The organism is Xanthomonas sp. NCPPB 1638, from assembly GCF_041475635.2.
GTDB lineage: Bacteria > Pseudomonadota > Gammaproteobacteria > Xanthomonadales > Xanthomonadaceae > Xanthomonas > Xanthomonas cucurbitae.
Window position 1 is genome coordinate 4182328 of the sequence record NZ_CM192984.1, and the last position, 21517, is coordinate 4203844.

General features: G+C 59.7%; 19 protein-coding genes, 1 tRNA gene and 4 pseudogenes. 10 read left to right on the forward strand and 14 right to left on the reverse strand.

Features of this window, described 5'->3' with window-relative positions; translation table 11 throughout:
- Positions 1 to 21: 21 nt before the first annotated feature.
- The 4 genes from ACCQ13_RS18145 (at position 22) to ACCQ13_RS18160 (ending at position 5674) form a co-directional block, all read left to right on the forward strand.
- On the forward strand, positions 22 to 246 hold the full coding sequence (locus ACCQ13_RS18145; protein ID WP_159407705.1) for a hypothetical protein: 225 nt from the start codon (positions 22 to 24) through the stop codon (positions 244 to 246).
- A gap of 164 nt (positions 247 to 410) precedes the next feature.
- The gene (locus tag ACCQ13_RS18150; protein ID WP_159407706.1) at positions 411 to 1409 is read left to right on the forward strand and encodes an arabinogalactan endo-1,4-beta-galactosidase; all 999 of its coding nucleotides are present in this window, start codon (positions 411 to 413) and stop codon (positions 1407 to 1409) included.
- A gap of 387 nt (positions 1410 to 1796) precedes the next feature.
- The gene (aceE, locus tag ACCQ13_RS18155; protein WP_159407707.1) at positions 1797 to 4484 is read left to right on the forward strand and encodes a pyruvate dehydrogenase (acetyl-transferring), homodimeric type; all 2688 of its coding nucleotides are present in this window, start codon (positions 1797 to 1799) and stop codon (positions 4482 to 4484) included.
- A 224-nt stretch (positions 4485 to 4708) separates the two neighbouring features.
- Positions 4709 to 5674, forward strand: coding sequence for a DEAD/DEAH box helicase (locus tag ACCQ13_RS18160; protein WP_159407708.1), 966 nt, complete (start codon positions 4709 to 4711; stop codon positions 5672 to 5674).
- A 31-nt stretch (positions 5675 to 5705) separates the two neighbouring features.
- Here the strand turns inward: ACCQ13_RS18160 and ACCQ13_RS18165 are convergent.
- Positions 5706 to 5834 (reverse strand): annotated as a pseudogene (locus ACCQ13_RS18165) (IS4 family transposase); the annotation flags it as partial.
- Positions 5835 to 6021: 187 nt separating this feature from the next.
- On the opposite strand from ACCQ13_RS18165, the pseudogene ACCQ13_RS18170 reads away from it, so the two are divergent.
- Positions 6022 to 6186: pseudogene (locus ACCQ13_RS18170) on the forward strand (transposase); the annotation flags it as partial.
- Positions 6187 to 6231: 45 nt separating this feature from the next.
- On the opposite strand, the gene ACCQ13_RS18175 reads toward ACCQ13_RS18170, so the two are convergent.
- A complete protein-coding gene (locus ACCQ13_RS18175; RefSeq protein WP_223214371.1) occupies positions 6232 to 7617 on the reverse strand; it encodes a DNA cytosine methyltransferase in 1386 nt (461 codons plus the stop codon).
- Positions 7618 to 7725: 108 nt separating this feature from the next.
- On the opposite strand from ACCQ13_RS18175, the gene ACCQ13_RS18180 reads away from it, so the two are divergent.
- Both ACCQ13_RS18180 and ACCQ13_RS18185 read left to right on the forward strand, forming a co-directional pair.
- The gene (locus tag ACCQ13_RS18180) at positions 7726 to 8094 is read left to right on the forward strand and encodes a very short patch repair endonuclease (protein WP_167527024.1); all 369 of its coding nucleotides are present in this window, start codon (positions 7726 to 7728) and stop codon (positions 8092 to 8094) included.
- Between the two features lie 10 nt (positions 8095 to 8104).
- A complete protein-coding gene (locus tag ACCQ13_RS18185) occupies positions 8105 to 8911 on the forward strand; it encodes an endonuclease (RefSeq protein ID WP_159407709.1) in 807 nt (268 codons plus the stop codon).
- A gap of 111 nt (positions 8912 to 9022) precedes the next feature.
- On the opposite strand, the gene ACCQ13_RS18190 is transcribed toward ACCQ13_RS18185, so the two are convergent.
- Positions 9023 to 9721 carry a transposase gene (locus tag ACCQ13_RS18190; protein ID WP_104605757.1) on the reverse strand — a complete coding sequence of 233 codons (699 nt, stop codon included), beginning with the start codon at positions 9719 to 9721 and terminating at the stop codon, positions 9023 to 9025.
- Between the two features lie 334 nt (positions 9722 to 10055).
- On the opposite strand from ACCQ13_RS18190, the gene ACCQ13_RS18195 reads away from it, so the two are divergent.
- Positions 10056 to 10595 carry a hypothetical protein gene (locus tag ACCQ13_RS18195; protein WP_159407710.1) on the forward strand — a complete coding sequence of 180 codons (540 nt, stop codon included), beginning with the start codon at positions 10056 to 10058 and terminating at the stop codon, positions 10593 to 10595.
- Here ACCQ13_RS18195 and ACCQ13_RS18200 read toward each other — a convergent pair.
- The 7 genes from ACCQ13_RS18200 to ACCQ13_RS18230 form a co-directional block, all read right to left on the reverse strand.
- Entirely contained in the window at positions 10563 to 11681 is a 1119-nt protein-coding gene (locus ACCQ13_RS18200) for an ISL3 family transposase (RefSeq protein WP_159406412.1), read from the reverse strand. The two genes, ACCQ13_RS18195 and ACCQ13_RS18200, sit on opposite strands and share 33 nt — an antisense overlap.
- A 319-nt stretch (positions 11682 to 12000) precedes the next feature.
- Positions 12001 to 12216: a hypothetical protein gene (locus ACCQ13_RS18205; protein ID WP_146090368.1), complete on the reverse strand. Its 216-nt coding sequence runs from the start codon at positions 12214 to 12216 to the stop codon at positions 12001 to 12003.
- Positions 12217 to 12419: 203 nt separating this feature from the next.
- Complete coding sequence (locus tag ACCQ13_RS18210) at positions 12420 to 14435, reverse strand: XVIPCD domain-containing protein (RefSeq protein ID WP_338063388.1); 2016 nt, start codon at positions 14433 to 14435, stop codon at positions 12420 to 12422.
- 75 nt (positions 14436 to 14510) lie between these two features.
- Entirely contained in the window at positions 14511 to 15461 is a 951-nt protein-coding gene (locus ACCQ13_RS18215; protein ID WP_159407712.1) for an IS30 family transposase, read from the reverse strand.
- A gap of 55 nt (positions 15462 to 15516) precedes the next feature.
- Positions 15517 to 15963, reverse strand: a complete 447-nt coding sequence (locus ACCQ13_RS18220; RefSeq protein ID WP_159407713.1) for a hypothetical protein — start codon at positions 15961 to 15963, stop codon at positions 15517 to 15519.
- Positions 15964 to 15974: 11 nt separating this feature from the next.
- Positions 15975 to 16391, reverse strand: a complete 417-nt coding sequence (locus tag ACCQ13_RS18225; protein WP_146090328.1) for a hypothetical protein — start codon at positions 16389 to 16391, stop codon at positions 15975 to 15977.
- 129 nt (positions 16392 to 16520) lie between these two features.
- Entirely contained in the window at positions 16521 to 17246 is a 726-nt protein-coding gene (locus ACCQ13_RS18230; protein ID WP_167526963.1) for a hypothetical protein, read from the reverse strand.
- Positions 17247 to 17580: 334 nt separating this feature from the next.
- On the opposite strand from ACCQ13_RS18230, the gene ACCQ13_RS18235 reads away from it, so the two are divergent.
- Positions 17581 to 17886: a hypothetical protein gene (locus ACCQ13_RS18235; RefSeq protein WP_249027646.1), complete on the forward strand. Its 306-nt coding sequence runs from the start codon at positions 17581 to 17583 to the stop codon at positions 17884 to 17886.
- A complete protein-coding gene (locus ACCQ13_RS18240) occupies positions 17883 to 18299 on the forward strand; it encodes a SymE family type I addiction module toxin (protein ID WP_104603743.1) in 417 nt (138 codons plus the stop codon). The genes ACCQ13_RS18235 and ACCQ13_RS18240 overlap by 4 nt, the downstream gene beginning before the upstream one ends.
- Positions 18300 to 18338: 39 nt before the next feature.
- On the opposite strand, the pseudogene ACCQ13_RS18245 reads toward ACCQ13_RS18240, so the two are convergent.
- The 4 genes and pseudogenes from ACCQ13_RS18245 to rpoD all read right to left on the reverse strand — a co-directional run.
- Positions 18339 to 18558, reverse strand: a pseudogene (locus ACCQ13_RS18245) (IS4 family transposase); the annotation flags it as partial.
- Between the two features lie 246 nt (positions 18559 to 18804).
- Positions 18805 to 18880, reverse strand: a tRNA-Ile gene (locus ACCQ13_RS18250).
- 224 nt (positions 18881 to 19104) lie between these two features.
- Positions 19105 to 19427, reverse strand: a pseudogene (locus ACCQ13_RS18255) (DUF6566 family protein).
- 172 nt (positions 19428 to 19599) lie between these two features.
- Positions 19600 to 21477 (reverse strand): RNA polymerase sigma factor RpoD, encoded by a 1878-nt coding sequence (rpoD, locus tag ACCQ13_RS18260; RefSeq protein WP_159407714.1) that lies wholly within the window; start codon positions 21475 to 21477, stop codon positions 19600 to 19602.
- Positions 21478 to 21517: the final 40 nt, after the last annotated feature.

Genomic DNA, 21517 nt, shown 5'->3' on the forward strand with positions numbered 1-21517 from the left:
GTAGACGCTGCGTTGGAGGCGATGGCCTTCTCCGGCCCCGTTTCGCGTCACCCCGGCGGCGGCATGGTCATGCCGTTGCGCCAATCAACGCTGCAAGAACACGCCGGCCAGTCCGGCGTTTTTCATTTGATCGCGCGCTCACGCGCGGGTTTCCTGCTGCACCCGCACAACGTCGTGGTAACGCAGTGCCTGCTCGCTCAGCATTTTGCTGCCATGACCTATACCGCAATAGCGGCCCGCCTATAGCGGCCTCAAGCGCCTTGCAGCGCCGTGTTTGAATCGCCACCGGTTTGCAGTGAGGCCAGGCCAACACGATCCGACGCTTGCATCACCGCAGACACGTCACCGGATCCGGGGGGGCCAAACAGAGCGCCGTCTGGCGCGACATCCATCGACCAAGGGAGCGATTCATGCGCATTTTTCAGTCCAGCTACGGCCGCGTGCTGTGGGTGATGCTGCTGTCTGTCCTCAGTGCCGGCGCCTACGCCCAGGGCATCGCCAAGGGGGCCGATGTCAGCTGGCTCAATCAGCAGGCGGCGAACAATCCACCGCAGGTGTTTCGCGATGCCTCGGGCAAGACCACCGACTTCATCAAACTGTTCAAGGATGTGGGCGGCAACGCCATTCGCCTGCGCGTGTGGGTCAACCCCTCCGGCGGCTGGAACGATGGCCGCGACACCCTCGATAAAGCCAAGCGCGCCGCGCAGGGCATGCGCATCATGATCGACTTCCACTACAGCGACAGCTGGGCCGACCCGGGCAAGCAGACCAAGCCGGCCGCCTGGGCCGGCCACAGCGTGGCCCAGCTCAACACCGATGTGTATAGCCACACCCAGGGCATCCTCAAGTTCCTCAAGGACAACGGCATCACCGTCAGCTGGGTGCAGGTAGGCAACGAGATCAACAGCGGCATGCTGTGGAACGACGGCAAGACGCCCAACTTCGCCACCCTGGGCCAGTTCATCAACAGCGGCTACAACGCCACCAAGGCGGTGTACCCCAACGCCAAGGTCATCGTGCATCTGGCCAATGGCTACGACAACGCCAACTTCCGCTGGTTCTTCGACAACCTGCGCTCGGCCGGCGGCAAGTGGGACGTCATCGGCATGTCGCATTACCCCCCCGTCGGCAGTTGGCAGGACTACAACAACCGCCTGGACACCAATATGCGCGACATGATCTCCCGCTACGGCAGCGACGTGATCGTGGCCGAGGTCGGCATGGATTGGCAGCAGGCCACCACCACCCGCGCCATGCTCACCAACCTGCTCAGCCGCAGCAACACCATCGGCGCGCGCGTGCTCGGCGTGTTCTATTGGGAACCCAACGCCTACCCAGGCTGGCAGGGCTACACCATGGGCGCCGTCAACAACAACGGCCAACTGACCGAAGCACTGCAAGCATTCTGAGTCGCACCCCGCCCCTGTAGGAGCGCCCCCGGGCGCGAGGGCTCTACCGGGAAAGCCCTTCGCGCCCTGGGGCGCTCCTACAAAGCCGAGCGCGTACGCACGCCCAGACGCAGACGACGCCAAGGCCATCCCCAGCCACCTCCCACGACCACCCGGACAAAACCATCCCCCCCCCCCTGTAGGAGCGCCCCCGGGCGCGAAGGCTCTACCGGGAAACCCCTCGCGCCCGGGGGCGCTCCTACGAAACCGCGTGCGCCCACGCATGACACCCTCCCACTCCATACGCCACCGTAGCGAGGAATGCCAACAGGTGCGTGCGGTACACTTGCGGGTTCACGAATTCACGATGTCGACACACCCGCGGGGTGTGTCCCCCCGGGAGCGCTAATGAACTGGTTGAACGAAGTGCTGCACAACGATCCGAACCCGCTAGAGACGCAGGAGTGGCTCGAATCGATCAAGGCCGTCATCGACGTTGAAGGCCCGGAGCGCGCCCATCAACTGCTGGAAGGCATGGTCGAGCAGACCCGCCGCGCTGGCGCCTACCTGCCGTTCTCGCCCACCACCGAGTACGTCAACACCATCTCCCCGGCCAACGAGGCCAAGAGCCCCGGCGATGCCGCGCTGGAGTGGAAGATCCGCTCGATCATCCGCTGGAACGCCATGGCCACCGTCGTGCGGGCCAACCGCAAGCCGGGCGACCTGGGCGGCCACATCGCCTCGTTCGCCTCCAGTGCCACGCTGTACGACGTGGGCTTCAACCACTTCTGGCGCGCGCCCTCGGGCACCCATCCGGGCGACCTGCTGTTCATCCAGGGCCACAGCGCGCCGGGCATCTACGCCCGCGCCTTCCTGGAAGGGCGCATCAGCCAGGCCCAGCTGGACAACTTCCGCATGGAAGTGGACGGCCAAGGCATCTCGTCCTATCCGCACCCTTGGCTGATGCCCGAGTTCTGGCAGACCCCCACCGTGTCGATGGGCCTGGGCCCGCTGGCCGCCATCTACCAGGCGCAGTTCATGCGCTACCTGGAAAACCGCGGCCTGATCGAGAAGTCCGACCGCAAGGTGTGGTGCTTCATCGGCGACGGCGAGAGCGACGAGCCGGAAACCCTCGGCGCCATTGCCCTGGCCGGCCGCGAAGGCCTGGACAACCTCATCTTCGTGGTCAACTGCAACCTGCAGCGCCTGGACGGCCCGGTGCGCGGCAACGGCAAGATCATCCAGGAACTGGAAGGCGTGTTCCGTGGCGGCGGCTGGAACGTCATCAAGCTGCTCTGGGGCGGCTACTGGGATGCCCTGCTGGCTAAGGACACCAACGGTGTGCTGACCAAGCTGATGATGGAAACCGTCGACGGCGAATACCAGAACTGCAAGGCCTTCGGTGGCGCCTATACCCGCGAGAATTTCTTCGGCAAGTACCCGGAGACCGCGGCCATGGTCGCCGGCCTGTCCGACGACGACATCTGGCGCCTCAACCGTGGTGGCCACGACCCGCACAAGGTGTACGCCGCCTACCACCAGGCCGTGAACACCACCGGCATGCCCACCGTGATCCTGGCCAAGACGGTCAAGGGCTACGGCATGGGCTCGGCCGGTGAGGCGCTCAACCCCACCCACCAGACAAAGAAGCTGGACGACGCAGCGGTCAAGCACTTCCGCGACCGCTTCAACATCCCGGTGACCGACGCCCAGCTGGAAGACGGCCAGGTGCCGTTCTACCACCCCGGCGAAGATTCCCCGGAAGTGCAGTACCTCAAGGAGCGCCGCGGCGCCCTGGGCGGCTTCCTCCCGCAGCGCCGTCCCAAGGCCAGCAAGTCCTTCGTCGCGCCCACGCTCGACAAGTTCGAGCGCCTGCTCAAGGACAGCGGCGAGCGCAGCTATTCCACCACCATGTCGTTCGTGCAGAGCCTCAACATCGCCCTGCGCGACAAGGAACTGGGCCCGCGCATCGTGCCGATCGTGGCCGATGAGGCGCGCACCTTCGGGATGGAAGGCATGTTCCGCCAGATCGGCATCTATGCCCCGTTCGGCCAGAAGTACAAGCCGGTCGATGCCGACCAGCTGATGTACTACCGCGAAGACCAGACGGGCCAGGTGCTGCAGCAGGGCATCAGCGAACCGGGCGCGATTGCCTCCTGGATGGCCGCCGGCACCAGCTACTCGGTGTCCGATGTGCCGATGCTGCCGTTCTACATCTACTACTCCATGTTCGGCTTCCAGCGCGTGGGCGACATCGCCTGGCAGGCAGCGGACATGCGCACCCGTGGCTTCCTGCTCGGCGGCACCGCCGGCCGCACCACGCTCAATGGCGAAGGCCTGCAGCACGAAGACGGCTTCAGCCAGGTCATCGCCGGCTCCATCCCGAATGTGCGTAGCTTTGATCCGACCTTCGGCTTCGAAGTCACCGTCATCATGCAGCACGGCATGAAGGCGATGATGGAAGACCAGATCGACGAGTACTACTACATCACCCTGATGAACGAGAACTACGCCCACCCCGGCATGCCGGACGGCGCAGCCGAAGGCATCATCAAGGGCATGTACCTGCTCAAGGACGCCGGCAAGCCCAAGAAGGGCGAACTGCGCGTGCAGCTGCTGGGCAGCGGCACCATCCTGCGCGAGGCCATTGCCGCGGCCGAGCTGCTGGACAAGGACTTCGGCGTCACCGCCGACATCTGGTCCTGCCCCAGCCTCAACGAAGTGCGCCGCGACGGCTACGCCGTCGAACGCTGGAACCGCCTGCACCCGGAAGCCGAACAGCGCAAGCCCTACGTCACCCAGCTGCTGGAAGGCCGCCAGGGCCCGGCGATTGCCGCAACCGACTACGTGCGCGCCTTCGCCGACCAGATCCGCGCCTTCGTCCCGATGACCTACACCGTCCTCGGCACGGATGGGTTCGGTCGCTCGGATACGCGTGCCAACCTGCGCCGGTTCTTCGAGGTCGACCGTTACTACATCGCGCACGCGGCGATTGCCGCGCTGGCGAAGGATGGCAAGATGACGGGCAAGGATGTGGCCCGGGCGATCAAACAGTACAAGATTGATCCTGAGAAGGCTAATCCTGTTGGGGTTTGATGCCGTGCATTTAGTTGGTAGTTGGACATCTTTGCTAATTGCACTTTAGGTGGCGGTTTCGGTCAGACACTTACGAAGCTATCCTACTAAGATACCTTCAGCTTCTGGATGCACTGGGAGTTGTGGGTGAGAAGGCCGCCCATAGGGCGGCTTTTTCCTATGTGCAATTCGGATCCAACCTAGGATGGCCCACTCAACGGGCATGTACGCTCTGAACTCAGCGCTTGAAAGCTGACTACCTATTGGAAAAGCAAATGATTGAGACCATCTGGGGCGCAACGTCCAAGCCCGTAGCAAGCAAGCAATTGGCTGAAACGCTAGAAAAGGTCAAGGGCCTAGACGGAACCCTATACATCGGCTATCCAGTGATCGGCACTCCCGAAGGGGCATACCCGTTCGATGCGCTTTTACTTAGCCCCAGCAAAGGACTCATCACTTTTCATATTGTTGAAGGAAAAGTGCTGGACGACTATGTTTCTGTCCTAGATGAAAATTACAACAGGCTTCAGGCTAAGCTGTTGAATTACAGCGCGCTTACTAAGAAGCGCAAGCTTGGAGTGCTGATTTCCACACTGGCTTTCGCCCCTGCTGTTAATGTAGATGCTCAGATGGTAGATGAAGATCATCCATTAGTTGGAATAGATTCACTCCCAGCGGCCCTCGAAGAAATTGAATGGGAGAGTCCAGAGCTTTACGCGACTCTTGCTTCGACCGTTCAGGCAGTATCGACCATTCGTCGTGGTCGGAAGCGGCGTGAGGTTAAAAAGGCGGACTCACGAGGCGCTCGCCTCAAAGGCGTCGAAGACTCAATTGCAAACCTTGACTCGCACCAAAGCGCTGCGGTCATCGAAACTGTTGATGGCGTTCAGCGGATTAGAGGGTTAGCTGGCTCCGGGAAAACAATTGTCCTTGCGCTTAAAGTTGCGTATCTACATGCCCAGCATCCGGATTGGAAGATCGCTGTAACATTCAACACCCGGTCGCTCAAGGGGCAGTTCGAGCGATTTATCAATACATTTGTTGCCGAACAAACTAACGAAGAGCCTGATTGGGATCGTATCGAAATCATCAATGCTTGGGGTGCTCCGGGCGACAGGCAGCGCGACGGCATATATCACAAATTTTGCGTTCTAAACGGACTGAACTACCTCGATTTTAAGTCGGCCGAGAATGAATTTGGCTCAAACTAACGGGGTCAGGTTCTTAGGTATCCCCACGTTTTTACGGCACCAGCGTCATCTGCTCGCGCACTGCGTCGGGCAATGTGCGCAAGATTTCTAGCCAGCGTGAGACAGCTTCCATCGGCCAACGCCTGACCAACGCCTCGCGGCCGACACGTAGCGTCGAATACGCAAAAGGCGCGCAAAAGGGAGAAAAGACAAAAGGGGACGGAGGTAATTAAGCGAGCCGATCGTACAGGCCCACACGGCGATGTCTGATAGCGAGTCTGCATCACTCCCGGCAGGCTGAGGTCTTCTTCTTGAGCAGGAGGCCCCACCGTGCGCGTCAGCCACGTCTGGAACTGCCCGGCGTTCCGATGCATGTTGTCCAGCGAGGCGTGAACCGCTGCGCGATCTTTCTGGACGATTAGGATCGGCATCACTATTGCCTGCTGCTAAGTGTGGCCTGCGAGCGCTTTGCTGTGCGGGTGCATGCGTTTGTTCTGATGGACAACCACGTGCACCTGCTGGTCTCCGCAGACTAGGCAAAAGGGGACGGAGGTAATTAAGCGGTTAGGGTCTAGGCGTCAATCCAATGATGCCGAATAATATAAGGCGCCTTGCATGGTATCCGACTGCTTTCGCTTCTTGATCCCACTTTTCTTATCTCTGCGGCCGATTGGATTGGAAATGCCCCAATAATGGGACGCCTCTGTTGTCCCGAATCGCAGCAGAGCGCTGCTGCCAAGTGCAATCACTTTCTTGGGGCGTTGCGGCTTGACCCCTAATGCGCGTATAACCTCGCTTGCGACCGCCCGAGCTAGAGGCGGCGGAACAGCATTTCCTATTTGGCGCGCTCCGTGCCACTTGGTCGTGTTGAAGCGGAACCAATCGGGAAATCCATGAAGTCGCGCCATTTCGCGCACAGTGATGCAGCGTTTCCACTTGTAATGGATGGGGCGCGGGCTAGTAAAAGCGCCACGCGCCGAATCGGTGCCGGCACGAAGAGTATTGGAGACCCCAGACGGATGAAGCTTGAAGAACCGAGAAACCGGTTCGACCTCGCCGGGAAGGGTTGCCGCAAAACGTTCGCGTGAGATGTCGCTATGATTGGAACGAGCGCTCGAAGTCAAAAGAGTTGGGTCCCAATCCCGTTTGTATCCGTAAGCCCAGCCTGCTAAATCCGAGCAGCGCATAAGGGCTGCGTAGCTGCTGGGGTCGCTCCACCTCGCAACACGGGCCTCGTCGTTCCCATTCAGTCGAGCGTACCGTTCTGCGTCCGGCAGGTCGCCCAACGCGTCTAGGCAGGTTGGCGCTGTGGGGAGCGTAGTCTCAACACTTCCTGGTTTGCGCGTCGTTGGTTTGGGATAGGATGGAAGCGGAAGTCCTCGCTTGGCGCCAAGTAGAAAAAGCCGCTGCCTATCTTGGGGGACTCCATACGAGTAGGCGTTCAGAACTTTCCAGTCCTCCACCACGTCATAGCCCGCCTCCTTGAACTCTTCGATGATTTCGAAAAGAAATTTCCGATGCTTGCCGACAGTAAGCCCTTTAACGTTTTCGAATACGAAGTAGCTAGCGTCCAGTTCTCGAACGATCCGCACGAAGTCCTTCACCAGCGAATTTCTTGGGTCGTCCAGGACGCGCTGCCCAATAAGGGAGAAGCCTTGACAGGGGGCGCCGCCAAACACTACGTCGACAGTACGTTCGCCTATCCCGGCCGCAGCGCGAATACGTGAGCCGTTCAGTTCTGTAACTGATTGCGGAATCACCCGACAATGCTGAAAATTGTACTCATGGACCGAGGCGTGTACTGGATCGATTTCTACCGCCGCAACTACATCGAATCCAGCTTGTTCAAAGCCAAGGCTAAGGCCGCCGGCACCGGCGAAGAGGTCGATTCCAAGAGGTCTGTTCATGGGTGGAAGTATAGTGTGCCCGCGATCATTTGTCGATCGAAAGAGGTCGTTCTGCATGGTCAGAGATCCTTCTCTTGAGGGTTGTGGACATTGCAAGAGATCAGTCTCACGGCATGAGATGGGTTGCTCGTGGACAGGTTGACTGCAGAGCGACGCAGTTGGCTTATGTCGCGGATAGGCTCGAAGAACACCAAGCCAGAGCTTGCGCTGCGATCATTGCTGCATGGACTCGGGTTCAGGTTCAGGCTGCATAGACGAGACCTGCCGGGTACGCCAGATGTCGTCCTCCCTGGTCGTCGGACCGTCATCTTCGTCCACGGATGCTTCTGGCATGGGCATGCCTGCAAACGAAACAAAATGCCGAAGTCCAGGACGGAGTATTGGGGGCCTAAGATCGATGCCAACCGGAAGCGAGATGCGAAGAAGCGGAGGATGCTGCGTAAGCTTGGCTGGCAGGTACTCACAGTGTGGGAGTGCGAGCTGAGAAATCCTTCTAAACTTTCGGATAGACTTGTACGTATGATCGATAATTAGGAAGGGTGTCGTGGGGCCTGTAGCTAAGAAGCTGAATCGATATTCGGAGATCATTGCCGAAGTATTCCGCCGCCATTACACGCAGGGGAGTAGGCGGGTCGCATTCGAGCGGGAGGAGTTCGAGCGAGTGGCGACCGAGAAAGGCATAGATCAAATAAAAAATTTGGGGGACGCGATCTACTCATTCAAGTACAGAGTGTCGTTGCCTGACTCCATCGTCGAGACGGCTCCTGAGGGGTACGAGTGGGGTATCTTCGGAGTGGGGCGCGCTAAGTACGAGTTCCGGTTGGTAGCTCCGTTGGATATTACTCCGCGGCCTAACAGGCTTGTGATAAAAATACCAGATGCTACCCCCGAGATAATCGGAGCATATGCTCTCGGCGACGAGCAAGCGCTGCTGGCGAAGGTCAGATATAACCGCCTAATCGATGTATTCCTGGGAGTCACGGCATCTTCGCTCCAAAATCATCTGCGTACAACAGTGAAAGGGATTGGGCAAATTGAAATCGACGAGCTCTACGTGGGTGTTGATCGCTACGGCTCTCAATATGTCATTCCGGTTCAGGCGAAAGGTGGGAAGGATCGGCATGGTAGGCAACAAACCGAACAAGATATCGCTTGTTGCATAGAGAAATTTCCGAATCTAAGATGTAGAGCGGTTTCTGCGCAGTTTATGCAGAATGGGCGAATCGCGATGTTCGAGTTGGCAATGCAGGACGATGACATTAAAGTGGTTGCTGAGGAACAATATGAGTTGGTTCCTGCCGCATCTATTACGTCGGAGGACCTGGACGTATACCGAAGAGGTCGTGGATAAATAATTGATATTTGTAACTTGGGGGCATGGGGTTTTAGCGAGCAAAGGGGACGGAGAAAATTAAGCGAACGGTTCGTACAGGCCGACCAATAACGGGGTCAGGTTAGCTTATCAGTCGGGGGTGTTCGGTTTGCTTGGCCGATGAGCTGGCCTGACGCCTGCAAAGCGGTTGGTCTTGGCTTCGACCATTGCGCGGAAGGCGTCGTGGCCCAGGGCTCGCTGCTGCTGCAGATGAAGACGAATGCTGGTAAGCAGTTCGTCGGAGAGGGCTTCATCGAGCAGAGCACGGTAGGCGTTGGATCGCTCGATCGGGTCGCTGCCAAGCGCAAGCCAACAGGGATGTGGTGTCAGTGCGGAGTGCTTGCGCTGGCCTAGGTTCGCTGGGCAGCTGGACCAACGATACGCTGCCGGGTTGTCTGTCAGGCGAGCACGCACCGGATTGAGCTCAACGTAGCGATAGCAGCGAAGGACGTAGTCCGCACTGTCCACAAGACACGCTTTGTACCGCCCCTCCCATAGCGTACCAGTGCGCCCGTGGCGGCCATTGAACAATGCGACGTAGTTTCGTCCAAGCCGCTGCATCAATTGCCCGATCCGTCCCGCATCAGGTGGCGTGACTAGCAAGTGCACATGGTTGTCCATCAATACGAAAGCATGCAGCTGACAGCCTGTGGCGTGCAGGGCCTCATGCAGCAGGTGCAGATAGCGCAATCGATCGCCATCATCCAGAAAGCAGGGCAACCGGTTGTTCCCGCGCTGCACGATGTGCTGCGGGATGCCGGGAAGGTCGATGCGTGGAAGTCTGGCCATGGCACAAGACTCGCAGCCACGCGTTGGTGCTGATAGCGAGGAAACTTCTCGAAAGCTGACAAGCTAGCCTGAAATTTGTGTAGGAAGTGAACCTGACCCCGTTAGCTGTAGCTGGAAGTGAACCTGACCCCGTTAGCTAACCACCTAGATGCGTGAATCAATGATGTCAGGAGCATGACAGTCAAAGTGGGCGACAGAGTGGTGACGGCGCGCACGCACTGAGAGTCAACATTTTGACGCCACGGCAAAATGCAGATAGGTTAACGCTGGGGAGGCAACGGACTGCTGTCCACACCCGGGGCTTTCCCATTCCCCCGAAATCATGGAGTGATACATGAAGCGATTCAATTATGGCAAGTCAACAAGGATGCTCCCCGAGCTTCGCTACGTGTGTGCTGCTATCGCGTTCACAGCAGCCCTAGCTCTCGGCGCGCCGGCGCTGGCAAACCCTGCTCCCCCCAGCATGGCAAGCCTAACGACTCAACAGAAGGCCGACCTGAGCAAGATGCTGACGGCTGAACTTCAGCAAGCCGTCAACAAGCAAAAACGACTTCCAGGACAGAAAGTACAGCCGATCGCTGTGCGGTTTGATAGCCAGACATCAACTGTGATGATCGAAATGGGCCGCGACTTCATTCCGAAGGGCGAAAAATACATCTCGGGAGACGTGGAAGAACAACTCCACCAACTCGAAGTAGTGGCTTTCCAAATCTTGAGCGACTCCTTTGTGGTCGAAGCAACTACCTTTACATTCGGCGGCGTCCCAGGGGACAAATTGTTCGCACCAACCGAATGGAAGCCCAAGCACCTAAGAGACAAAACAACTATGGGTCTTCGCGGATCACTGTGGGTGCAATCGAGCATTTTCGGGTAGCGCGGGCAGGAAGCTGGCGATGATCTTGAGCCTCAGGAACTCCTCGTCGCGATAGCCGTAGGCGCTGCGCTGGATGACCCGGATCTTGTTGTTGAGCCCTTCCACCAGGCCGAGGCTGACCTTGTTCTCCGGCCTGCAGTACGCCGCGATGCCGTCCCAGTGCCGCTCGATCATCCCCACGAACGTCTGGTAGGGCGCAAGCCGCTGCCAGCGCAGACTCTGCTTCCAGCGCTCGAAGAACTCCCGTGCACCTCGCTCGGTGCGGTAGCTCCACAGCTGCCCGAAGGACTCTTTCAGCAGGTACGCCGTGTTCAGACGTTTGTTGGCCGCCAGCAACTTGGCGAGCGCCTTTCGACCGTCCAGGGTAAGGTTTTCGCGATTGCTCAGCAGGGTGTAACGCTGGCCCTTGATGTAACTGCGATCCTGGCCTTGAAGGCGCTTGTACTCGTCGCGCCGCACCTGATCGAGCGCGTCGGACAGGTGGCGCATGATGTGGAATTTGTCGAACACGATGCTGGCGTTGGGCGCGTTCTTGCCCACCGAGTTGCGAAACGGCCGCCACATGTCCATCACCGCCACGTCGATGCCGGCGCTACGTTTTGGGCCCAATTCGGCGAAGAACTGGTCGATGTCCGCCTCGGTGCGCCCACTGCCGCCGAACCAGATCGGTCGGCCGCGCTCCAGATCGCTGACCACAACGCGGTAGTCATGGCCCTTGTGGATCGCGATCTCGTCGATGCCGATGGCGCGCGGCGCCGGCGTCCCCGCCCGGCGCACCTGCTCGGCCATGTACAGCGTGGACAACTCCTTGACCGTGCTGTCGTGCAGGCGCTCCAGCTCAGCCACGGCCTTGTGCGTCATGCTCCGGCACAGATTGCCCACATGCAGGGCGAATCGCTCGGTGTAGCGCGGATTCTTGGCCAGCCAGTCCAGCCGCTCTACGTGCACGCCGCCGCACCCCGGGCAATCGACCCGCCAGCGCTCGAACTCCACGAACAGCATCCAGCCGGCCGCCCGCAAGTCGCGGGCGCGGCACAGGCGCTTGTCGTAGCGGCTGCGACACCGATGGCCACAGTTGGAACACACGGCCGTTTTTTTCGGCGCCGCAAGGTCACGATCCGCGCCTTCGGGGCGCCGAACACGCCCTTGAGCGTGGACTCCGCCGCAAAGCCGGGGAAGGAAAACAACTCACTCAGCCGACGGCCCGTTTTCATGCAGAACACCGCGTCAAGAAGTCAGCACAGGATGTACCACCTTCTGGGACGGTGGAAAGGGCCTGTTTCCAAGGCTCAACGCAGATTCAGGGGCCTCAAGGCACCCACACGAATCCGCGATGAGCCGTAAAACGTTTCTTCACGTCCAATCTCCTCGGGGTAGGGAATTGGACTCCAAACTGGGGCGCTACTCAAAATCGGGGGGACGTCGCTAGCCGCACCAGGCTATACAGCCTTCGCGATGTCGGGTAAGGATTGAGGTTGTCCTGCGCATTGATCGCTTCGGCGGCCGTTCCCGCCAGCCATGAGACGAACATCGCCAGTGCGTGCAGTAGCAACAGCATCTCGATGCGCTCTCGCTTGCGGGTCAGGTTGTCCTCGAAGGCATGGCCGATCCACGCCATCATCCAGAAAGCACGGCAAGCGATTGTTGCGGCGCTGCACGATGTGCTGCGGAATGCCGGGAAGATCGATGCGTGTGAGTCTGGCTATATCGTAAGACTCGTCGCCAGGTATTGCTGCTGATATCGAGAAAGCCTCCCGAACTCTGAAGGCGTAGTCTGAAATTTCTGTAGGAAGTGAATCTGATACCGCTTGCGCCGGTCATCCGTCAAAGACTGATCGGTGGGCCCTGCGGAGCGCCTTGCTGTTGTCCTTGCGCCGCTTCTTGCTGACTTGATTGGGCCTGGGCCTGGGCCTGTTCCTGAGCAATCATGTGGTTGGCGGCGTGTAACTTTGCATCCGACTGTTCCAAAGGTATGTGAATTGCCTGGTCGATCGAGACAGATACGCGCTTATGCACTGGATCGTCGATGCGTCCTTCGATCGCGAAGAGGTTGCCGGTCTTGCCCAGCAATACATGATCCACGCGTTGCAGTGCGTTTGCTGCAAGCGAGGTGTCGTGCGCATCAGGATTGCGTTCGCGATTGTCCTTGCAGGCCGCCAGCAGGCAGCGGCTGACGCGCTCGCTCATGTCGTCATACGGCTTGCCGACGCTCTCATCGATCTTGGCCACGCCCTCGCGGATCTGCTTCAACATGGCGTGATCGGGATGATCCGGATCTTGCGGGCCGGAAGCGTGCGCTCGTGCGGGTCCGCTATTGTCCCGTGCCCCGATGTTTTGCTCAACTTTCTCCCGTGAGGCATCTGCGTTGCCGTGGTGTTGCACACGCGGTGCAGTGACATGGATCGTGTCTAGCGTAGTGATCGGTACGGCGGCAGCTTGGGACGGTGGCTGTGCCGTCACACGTTGACCGGCAGAGACCTGGGCGGCATAGGTTCCTTCAAGCTCCAGCTTCAGATTTCCTTTGGCCTGGCTGTCCCAGAGCATTCCGTCGTGCGTCCATTGACCGTCTTTGTTGCGCTCATAGAGATCACCGTCTGAAGCGACAATGCGCCCAGGATGCGTCAGGGCATCCTGCACTGCGGCAGGGAATACCGCGTGACGCGTCCAGCCATTCTGGTCGTAAGCCTCTTTGTACTGCGCAGCCATCGCCGCTGACATCTGCATCGCGTTCTGTTGAATGATCTGCTGCGATGCTTCATCGAGTTGTGCTGCACGTTGAGGGCTTGCTGTCTCGGTGTGGGTGCTCATTGTCCGATCGACCAATCCGTCGGCTATCTGGCGCGTCCATTGCTGCGTGCCCGGCTCGTGTACCCAAGGGGCCTCGCGCAGGCTGCGAGTATCACTTGCGTTGGCAGGCAGGGTATAGGGATCTCTATTCTGCGGCGGCGCCCCCAGAGCCAGCTCGATGGACGTACGGGATGCTTTGAAGGTCAGCACATCCGCGACTTCCGGCGTGGCAACTTCCGCCCGCGTCTTGTAGAGCGGTACACCGGCCTCGCCAAAGGCGATGGCGGCTGGATCGACTTCGCCGGTACTGACGTCACGCGCCCACCGCGCTCCAGTTTGATGATTCTCAAGACGCCAGGTGTTGCCTTGCGCGTCCTGTTGATGGGAAATGCGATGGTCGTTGATGGCATCGGCCAGCTTGTCGCCGCCCACCGCGCCAACGATGCCGCCGATCGCTCCCGTGACCAGCAAGCCCGGGCCAGACTCCACGCCTAGCGCCGCACCTACACTTCCGCCAAGCGCGGCCCCGCCGATGGCGCCCAGATTGCGTGTGGCGTAGCGTGTGACCTCTGCTTCGGCTGCCGTGCTGTTGCCCTGCCCGTCCAGCCGCTCGGTGTCTCTAGCCGTAGCGCCCAAGTCGTACACGGCGGCCGCTGCACCCACAACGCCCAGTCCACGTACGGTGCCGGGAGAGAGCCTGCGTGACGCGGCTGCTTCTGCGGTAAGCGCTTTTCCACCAGAACTCGCGGCTGGCGCATCGAGCCCAGTTGGCGCCCGGACCATGCCCGATGCAGTGAGTTCTGCGGATGGCTTGAAGCGTGTTTGCTGTAGTTCCAAACTTACAGCGAATTCGCGTGCGAACGTGACGTTCTTGATCTCTTTCCCAATGCTCTGCGGCGTTGTGAAGATTCCTTTGGGTGCTGCTTGGATAAACTGTGTTTGCACTTCCGGCAGCACTGCACCCACACCACCTTGGGTATACAGCGCCTGCAGCTTCGGAATAGGTTGTCCGCCTAACGAGGTAACATTCGGGTTGTTCAGGACGGCTGGCACTTCTACCTGACCGAAGACACGCTCTAGGTTGGCAGCGGAAGCAACAACTTTGATATCACCGCGCAGGGGGTGGATTCACTCACGAAGTGCAAGGGTATCGTAGTTGAAAAAGACCTCGGCTGGAGTGAGATAGCTCAATCGTTTTCTGGGTCGGTTGTTGAGTGAATGTTCAACCTGCTGCAGCTCTTGCGCCGTGATGGTGCTGAAGTCACGACTGCGCGGAAAATACTGCCGGAGCAGTCCGTTGAGATTCTCATTGCAGCCGCGTTGCCAAGGGGCATGTGGGTCGGCAAAGTACACCTTGGTCGATAGCCGGTCCTCGATGCGGGCATCCTGGGCGAACTCGCTACCGCGATCGCAGGTCAGCGTCAGCACCTTATCGCGCACACGCCATAGGCGCGCGCAAATGACCTCGGCAACAGCATCGGCGGTGCCGTCAGGACTCCAGCCCAGACGCACATAGCCACTGCTGCGTTCGACATGCGTCACCAGCACGCCAGTGCCGCGCGATGGGCGGACCGTATCCAATTCCCAATGGCCTAACTGCGCACGTGAAGCCACATGCGCGGGGCGTTGGTGAATGGATTTGCGCTCTTCAAATCGCTTGGCACGGCCACGCCCATAAGGACGCCGCCGTGTTGGCAGGCGTAGCAAATGCCGTAACCGGTGACGCTTGAGATAGCGATACACACTGGCCACCCCTACCATCGGTTGACCCAGCAAGCGCGCACGGCCGTGGATCTGCGCAGGGCTACATTTTTCGGCCAGCCCGGCCAGCAATGCAGCCTGCATCGGCGCGTCCATCTGCGCGTGGCTACTGCCTTGACTGCGACGCTGGCGGGCGGTGCGGTGCGCCTGCTGGGCACGGTACGTTCCACTACTGGCATTACGATTGCGCGCGCGCTCGCGGCCAATCGTACTGGCATGACGACCGAGCTGACGGGCGATGTCCGCATTGGAGACAGAGAGATCACACCCCCAGGCAATCTGGTACCGTTCGTCCTGGGTCAGGTGTCGATAGCGCATGTGCAACTCCACTTGGTCGTGTAGGGGCTCAGGCTACGACACCTGGCCCGCTACGTTATAGGACTGTTGCACTTCGCGGGCGAATCCACCGGGAACTTGCGAACTCGTGGGAGGCCTCGCCCCAGAGGCACCTCGACAAAGACGTCGGGTTCTGCGATGGGACGTTCGGATCGCCGTATAGGAATGAAGTTGCAGAATTCCTCGCTGTGGCCGCGTCCTGACCAAAATCTTCGAAGATTTCTCTGGCTTTCTTTTCGATTGAACTACGAACTTTTTCATCAGAAAGAAAGTGTGCTCGGGGAGTTTCATTGATGATCGGGAGCCCGGTTTCCTGCGACAGGTTGACTGATATCCTTTCGGAAGAGACATTTCCGATGGGCCTGCTATATAGAATTCCGCCTTCTTTTTCGGCTGTAGCAGCATATTGTCGTGCAATGCTTGCTATTTCTTCCAGGCTATTGGATTGTCTAATGAGTGCGACATCGCTTTTGTAGTCATTCATCTGCACATCCCCTACGAATGAGCCGATGTAACTAGCGCCCAGTCCTGCTCAAAGATCAGTTGCCCGGTGAAAAACGACTTTTTCGACTCCATTAGCACAGCTGGCCTGTCTTCGAATTGCAAACCTGCCGCAATCAACTTATTAATTAGGACCTTGACCCTCTCTAGCTCTTCAAGAGTGAATGTCTTTGTTGAGAAAGAAGGCAGTGGCATTCCGACCTGTAATTGATCTAGATATCCGAAGCGGGTGATATGGACATTGAAGTGGACCTTGTCGTCCATCCACTTTGGCTCTATCTCACCAAAGATCTCAGTTTGATCGACTTCGACCGCGAATGTGTCGTGGCCCATTTCGTCGAATCCACGAATGCCTCCAGAAAACCGTGCCCGGCCTTCTGAGAAGCTGATCCACTCAAAGGTCTCTGACATCTCAATTCCTTCTATATCAGACTATGTTGGCTTGGTAATGACAACACTTATCTAGCTGGGCAGGTGTACGGTTAGGGACTTGCAGGTTCGCCATCACAGCACAAGTAGATATCTAAGCTCGCCAGCCGATTATTTGATAAGATTACCATCTTGCCGGTTTGCCTCAACCAATAATTGCTCGTACGACTGCACACGCATACGTAGGCGAATGAGATGCCATGACGTCGCAAAGGCAAACAGCAGCGAGAAGGCCAGCACGCCCTGGATTAGGGTGATCTTGCTCAAGACCGTCCAGCCACCCCAACGCCAGTCTTTCAGTTGCAGATACAGGGCTAGCAAGACTGGCATGAAGCCCAGCTTCTCCATGCCGCCAGTGAACAACCCCAGACGGTCGTGCATGTTGCTACGACGATCGCGCATGAATGCCTCGCGCCGACGGCGTTGTTCCAGCGGAAATCTGCGAAGTGCTGCCACGATCGATTGATACTGATGGAACTCCCGCTCCATCTGTTCTGCGTGGTCTGCATAGGGGCGGCGGAACCCCCGCCATTCGCGCTTGACGGTGAGCGCTGCCGAAATCAGGAACCCTGTCAGCTCAGTCACAAGTCCGAAAACAGCTAAATAGCTGCCAGCTTTTCCGTCCAATAGAACGCCGGCCAAGATCCCAACGCCCGCACCGATCAAGCCGATCGCCAAGCTCCAGCGCTCGACTGGGCCGGCGCGGCTCTGTTCGGTCACCTGGGTGTAGTGAGCCATTGCCGCAGAGAGCGATAGAAAGCTCGGGTCTGTGAGTGTGATCGCTTCCACATCAATGTCGGCACTATGTCCGGTTACCACTTCATCCATTGAACTCATCTAGATTCCCTCGGCGATCGCGCATCGAACCAACGTCTGTGATCGTCAGTATTCCTCGGCGGCCGGCAGTACGCCACTCAAACACGCCAAGTGTCTTCTTCAGTTGCTACTGACGCGCCGCATTTTGCGTTCGCAATCTAGACTCGAGGAGCTTCGAAACTCCTTACATGGCGGTACCCACCTCCGTCAAACCAGTGGGGTTTTTGTGCCTGCATCCGGCAGGTGCAACCGACACGATGTCTGCGTCGGGAGGGCGGCTAATACAACACCCGCAAGGGGAATACGCCCGCCGGCTGTGTGCGGTTTCGAACCTCCCGACATCCCGTCGCCGTTGGTGACGGTTCTTGGGTTGTTCCAGGAGGGCGTTGCCATGTCTACCGCACCATCCCTGCCGGCATCTGTGCCGGTTGATCTGTTGCCAGCCTTCGCTCACCGCCTGCGGTGGGATATGCGTGAGGTGCTGCGCCGGCTTGCCGCATGCGCTGCGGTTGAGCAGGCGAGCGACACTCCAGCGCATCCGCTGAGTCGCCAGCTCACTGTGTTGCCGCACACCTGCAGCCGCCAGTTCGCACGCAGGACCATGGCATTGCAGCAGTGCGTCGCCGCATCCATCACCTACCGCTACCCGGAGGCGCCATGACACGCCACCGCCCACCCACGGCATCTGCCAGCGCACGGCCCACCCGCACGCGTGCGCGCCCTGCGCCACCCAAGCGGGTGCAGTGGGTGGTTGTGGAGCCCGACCGCACCAAGCTGCCACCGATGCTGCCGCCCGACCCGGACACCCTCCCGCAAGGACCCGGCACGCTACACGCACCCCGCCGCGCCCGCCGCCCGCGCCAATGCACCGTCAGCTACACGCACTATCCCGGCGCCCACGACCACGGCGGCGACCAGCACGTCCCCCACGTCCGCCTCAGCGGCCTGTGGCTAGAACAACTGGGCTTTGCCATCGGCACCAAGCTGCGCATCACCGCCAGCGCGGGGCAGGTGTTGATGGAGGTGTTGCCGCAGCGGGAGATGCCGGCCAAGGCGCGTAGCATGCGGCGGTAGACGGAACAAACAGGGCAGGTTCTTGGATATCCCCATGTCTCACGGGACCATCGTCATCTGCGCGCGCACCGCTGCCGGCGATCTGCGCAAGCGGTCCAACCAGCGCGAATCGGGTTGGATCGGCCGACGCCTGCAACGCCTCGCGGCCGACACGCAGTGTGCAATATGGCGTGCGTATGCTGTTGAAGGACGATAGCCGCTATGCGATGCCGGTGGCTTCGCAGGCCAATCTTGCCCGCCAACTGGCAGACATCGCCAGCATATGAGCAGCCACAACATCTCCGTCGCTCATCCTGCAGTTCCTTGAGTTGGACACCGTCGAGGCGTCCATGCCGCCGAACGCGCTGCGTCATCTGTGGAACGTGACCAAGGATGCCGTGCTGGCCCACACCGCTCGGAAACGGGCACGCCGCCATTGGCCTACGTGGGACGGGCTAGACAAGTTCCCGAAGAGTCACCCGCACAATGCAGCGGTGGTTTTGCGGATGCGAGCGCCGGCCTTGCATGGTGGGCCCAGAAGGATTCGAACCTTCAACCAAAGGATTATGAGTCCTCTGCTCTAACCGTTGAGCTATGGGCCCTGTTGCATCGCACTCCGATCCCGCCTCGCCATGCGTCCGGCTTGAAGGGAGCGGAGCAAGTCTACCTGCGTGCCAGCGAACTTGTCTGCTGGCTTCTGCAGGCGCGTGCGTGGGAATGGGCCGTAGGCGTTGCGAGAGTTTGTGCTGCGGCGATCAACCGCTCGATCCTGGCCCGTAGATGCCTCTCGCTGTCATGTAGACCGCGCGCGATGCAAGGCTGCGCATCAGGCATCGGCTGTTAGGCACTGCCGCTCGATCAGCTGCCGTCCGGCACGGAATCCGTCGGCGATGGCATCCTGGCAGGTGTCCAGTGTGCGGGTGTGGTCGTCGATGCGCGGCAGGCGTGTGTTGCCGCCGTCCGCATAGACATCTACCCACACTGTCCACTTGGCCGTTGGCGAGGCCTGTTCGGCGCGCACGCGAATCTCATGATCGCGGTAGGTAGTGGTCTCGAAGCGGCTTTGCCTGCTCATCGGGCGGTCTCGTTTGCAGTCGTGCGTCACTCTAGATGCCGCAGCGGAACACCGCGTGAGATTGGAAGAAACATCTACTTAATGCGCTGTTGTGGTGCGGTTTTGTCGCCAGGGCGTGAAGCCGCCTCATCCGCTTTGGTGCATTGATCGACACCGAGTCCGCACGCATGGCCGTGCCGTGCCGCAAACGCCACGGCCCCGCGTGTGCGGGGCCGTGGTGTCATCACTGCATTGACGCCTAAGCGATCAATCAATGTCCAGGAACGAGCGCAGCTGTTCCGAGCGGCTGGGATGACGCAGTTTGCGCAACGCCTTGGCCTCTATCTGGCGAATGCGCTCGCGGGTGACGTCGAACTGCTTGCCCACTTCCTCCAGCGTGTGGTCGGTGTTCATGTCGATACCGAAGCGCATCCGCAGCACCTTGGCTTCACGCGGGGTCAGGCCGGCCAACACGTCGCGCACCGTCTCGGAGAGATTGATGTTGGTGGTGTTGTCGATCGGAGACTCCACATTGGTGTCCTCGATGAAGTCGCCCAGATGCGAATCCTCGTCGTCGCCGATCGGGGTTTCCATCGAGATCGGCTCCTTGGCGATTTTCATCACCTTGCGGATCTTGTCTTCCGGCATGTCCATTTCCTTGGCCAGTTCTTCCGGCGTGGCCTCGCGGCCGAACTGCTGGAGCATCTGGCGGGAAATGCGGTTCAACTTGTTGATCGTTTCGATCATGTGCACCGGGATACGAATGGTGCGCGCCTGATCGGCGATCGAGCGGGTGATGGCCTGGCGGATCCACCACGTTGCGTACGTGGAGAACTTGTAGCCGCGACGATATTCGAACTTGTCCACGGCCTTCATCAGGCCGATGTTGCCTTCCTGGATCAGATCAAGGAACTGCAGGCCGCGGTTGGTGTACTTCTTGGCGATGGAGATGACCAGGCGCAGGTTGGCCTCGACCATTTCCTTCTTGGCCTTGCGTGCCTTGGCTTCGCCATAGGCCATCGCGCGGCTGATCTCCTTGATCTCGCCCAGGGTCAGGTAACTGGCCTTTTCCATCTCCATCGAGCCTTGCTGCTCGGAGACGATCTGGTCCTTGACGTCGCGCAGCGCGGACGACCACTTCTGCTTGCGCTTGAGTGCGTCTTCCACCCATTCCAGATTGGTCTGGTTGCCTTCCCAGGAGCGGATGAAGTCCTTGCGCGGCATGCGTGCGACGGTGGTGGCCAGGTGCAGCACCTTGCGCTCGTGGTCCTTGATGCCGTTGACCACGCCACGCAGCTGGGTGACCAGCGCGTCGGTCAGCGGCAGCGGCAGCTTGAGCGTGGTGAAGATGGCGGCCATGTCTTCGCGCGCCTTGACCACCAGCTTGTGCTCGGCGCCGTTCTTGGCATACACCTTCTTGAACTTGGCGTATTCGTTGGCCAGGTTCTCCATGCGCGTGGCCACTTCCACCGGGTCCGGGCCGGTCGGGCCGGCTTCTTCCTCGGCAGCGTCGTCATCGCCGTCTTCGTCGTCGTCGTCTTCAGCAGCGTCGTCTTCGGAGGCAGCAACCGGGCCGGCGGCCGCCAGCGCCGCAGCGGCGGCGTCGGCTTCTTCGATCAGGTCGTTGAAGCCGACCACGATTTCAGCCAGGCGCTTCTTGCCTTCCTTGTGCGCTTCGTAATCGGCCAGCAGCAGTTCGGTGGACAGCGGGAATACGCCCAGCGCGGCCTGGACCTGGCTCAGGCCTTCTTCGATGCGCTTGGCGATGGCGATTTCGCCCTCGCGGGTCAGCAGCTCCACCGTGCCCATCTCGCGCATGTACATGCGCACCGGGTCGGTGGTGCGGCCACCTTCGGTATCCAGCGCGGTCAGCGCGGCAGCAGCTTCTTCGGCGGCGGTGTCGTCCACCTCGCGGTTGCCGGTGTTGCCGTCGTTGAGCAACAGGGTTTCGGCATCGGGTGCAACTTCATGGACATCGATGCCCATGCCGTTGATCATGCTGATGATGTCTTCGATCTGCTCCGGGTCGACCAGGTCGTCGGGCAGATGGTCGTTGACTTCGGCGTAGGTCAGATAGCCCTGTTCCAGGCCCTTGCTGATGAGGAGCTTGATGTCGGATTGCTGGGCAGGACGTTCGTTGGCCATGAGTGCTCGCGCCACCGGCTTTGAGATTGGAAAGAGAACC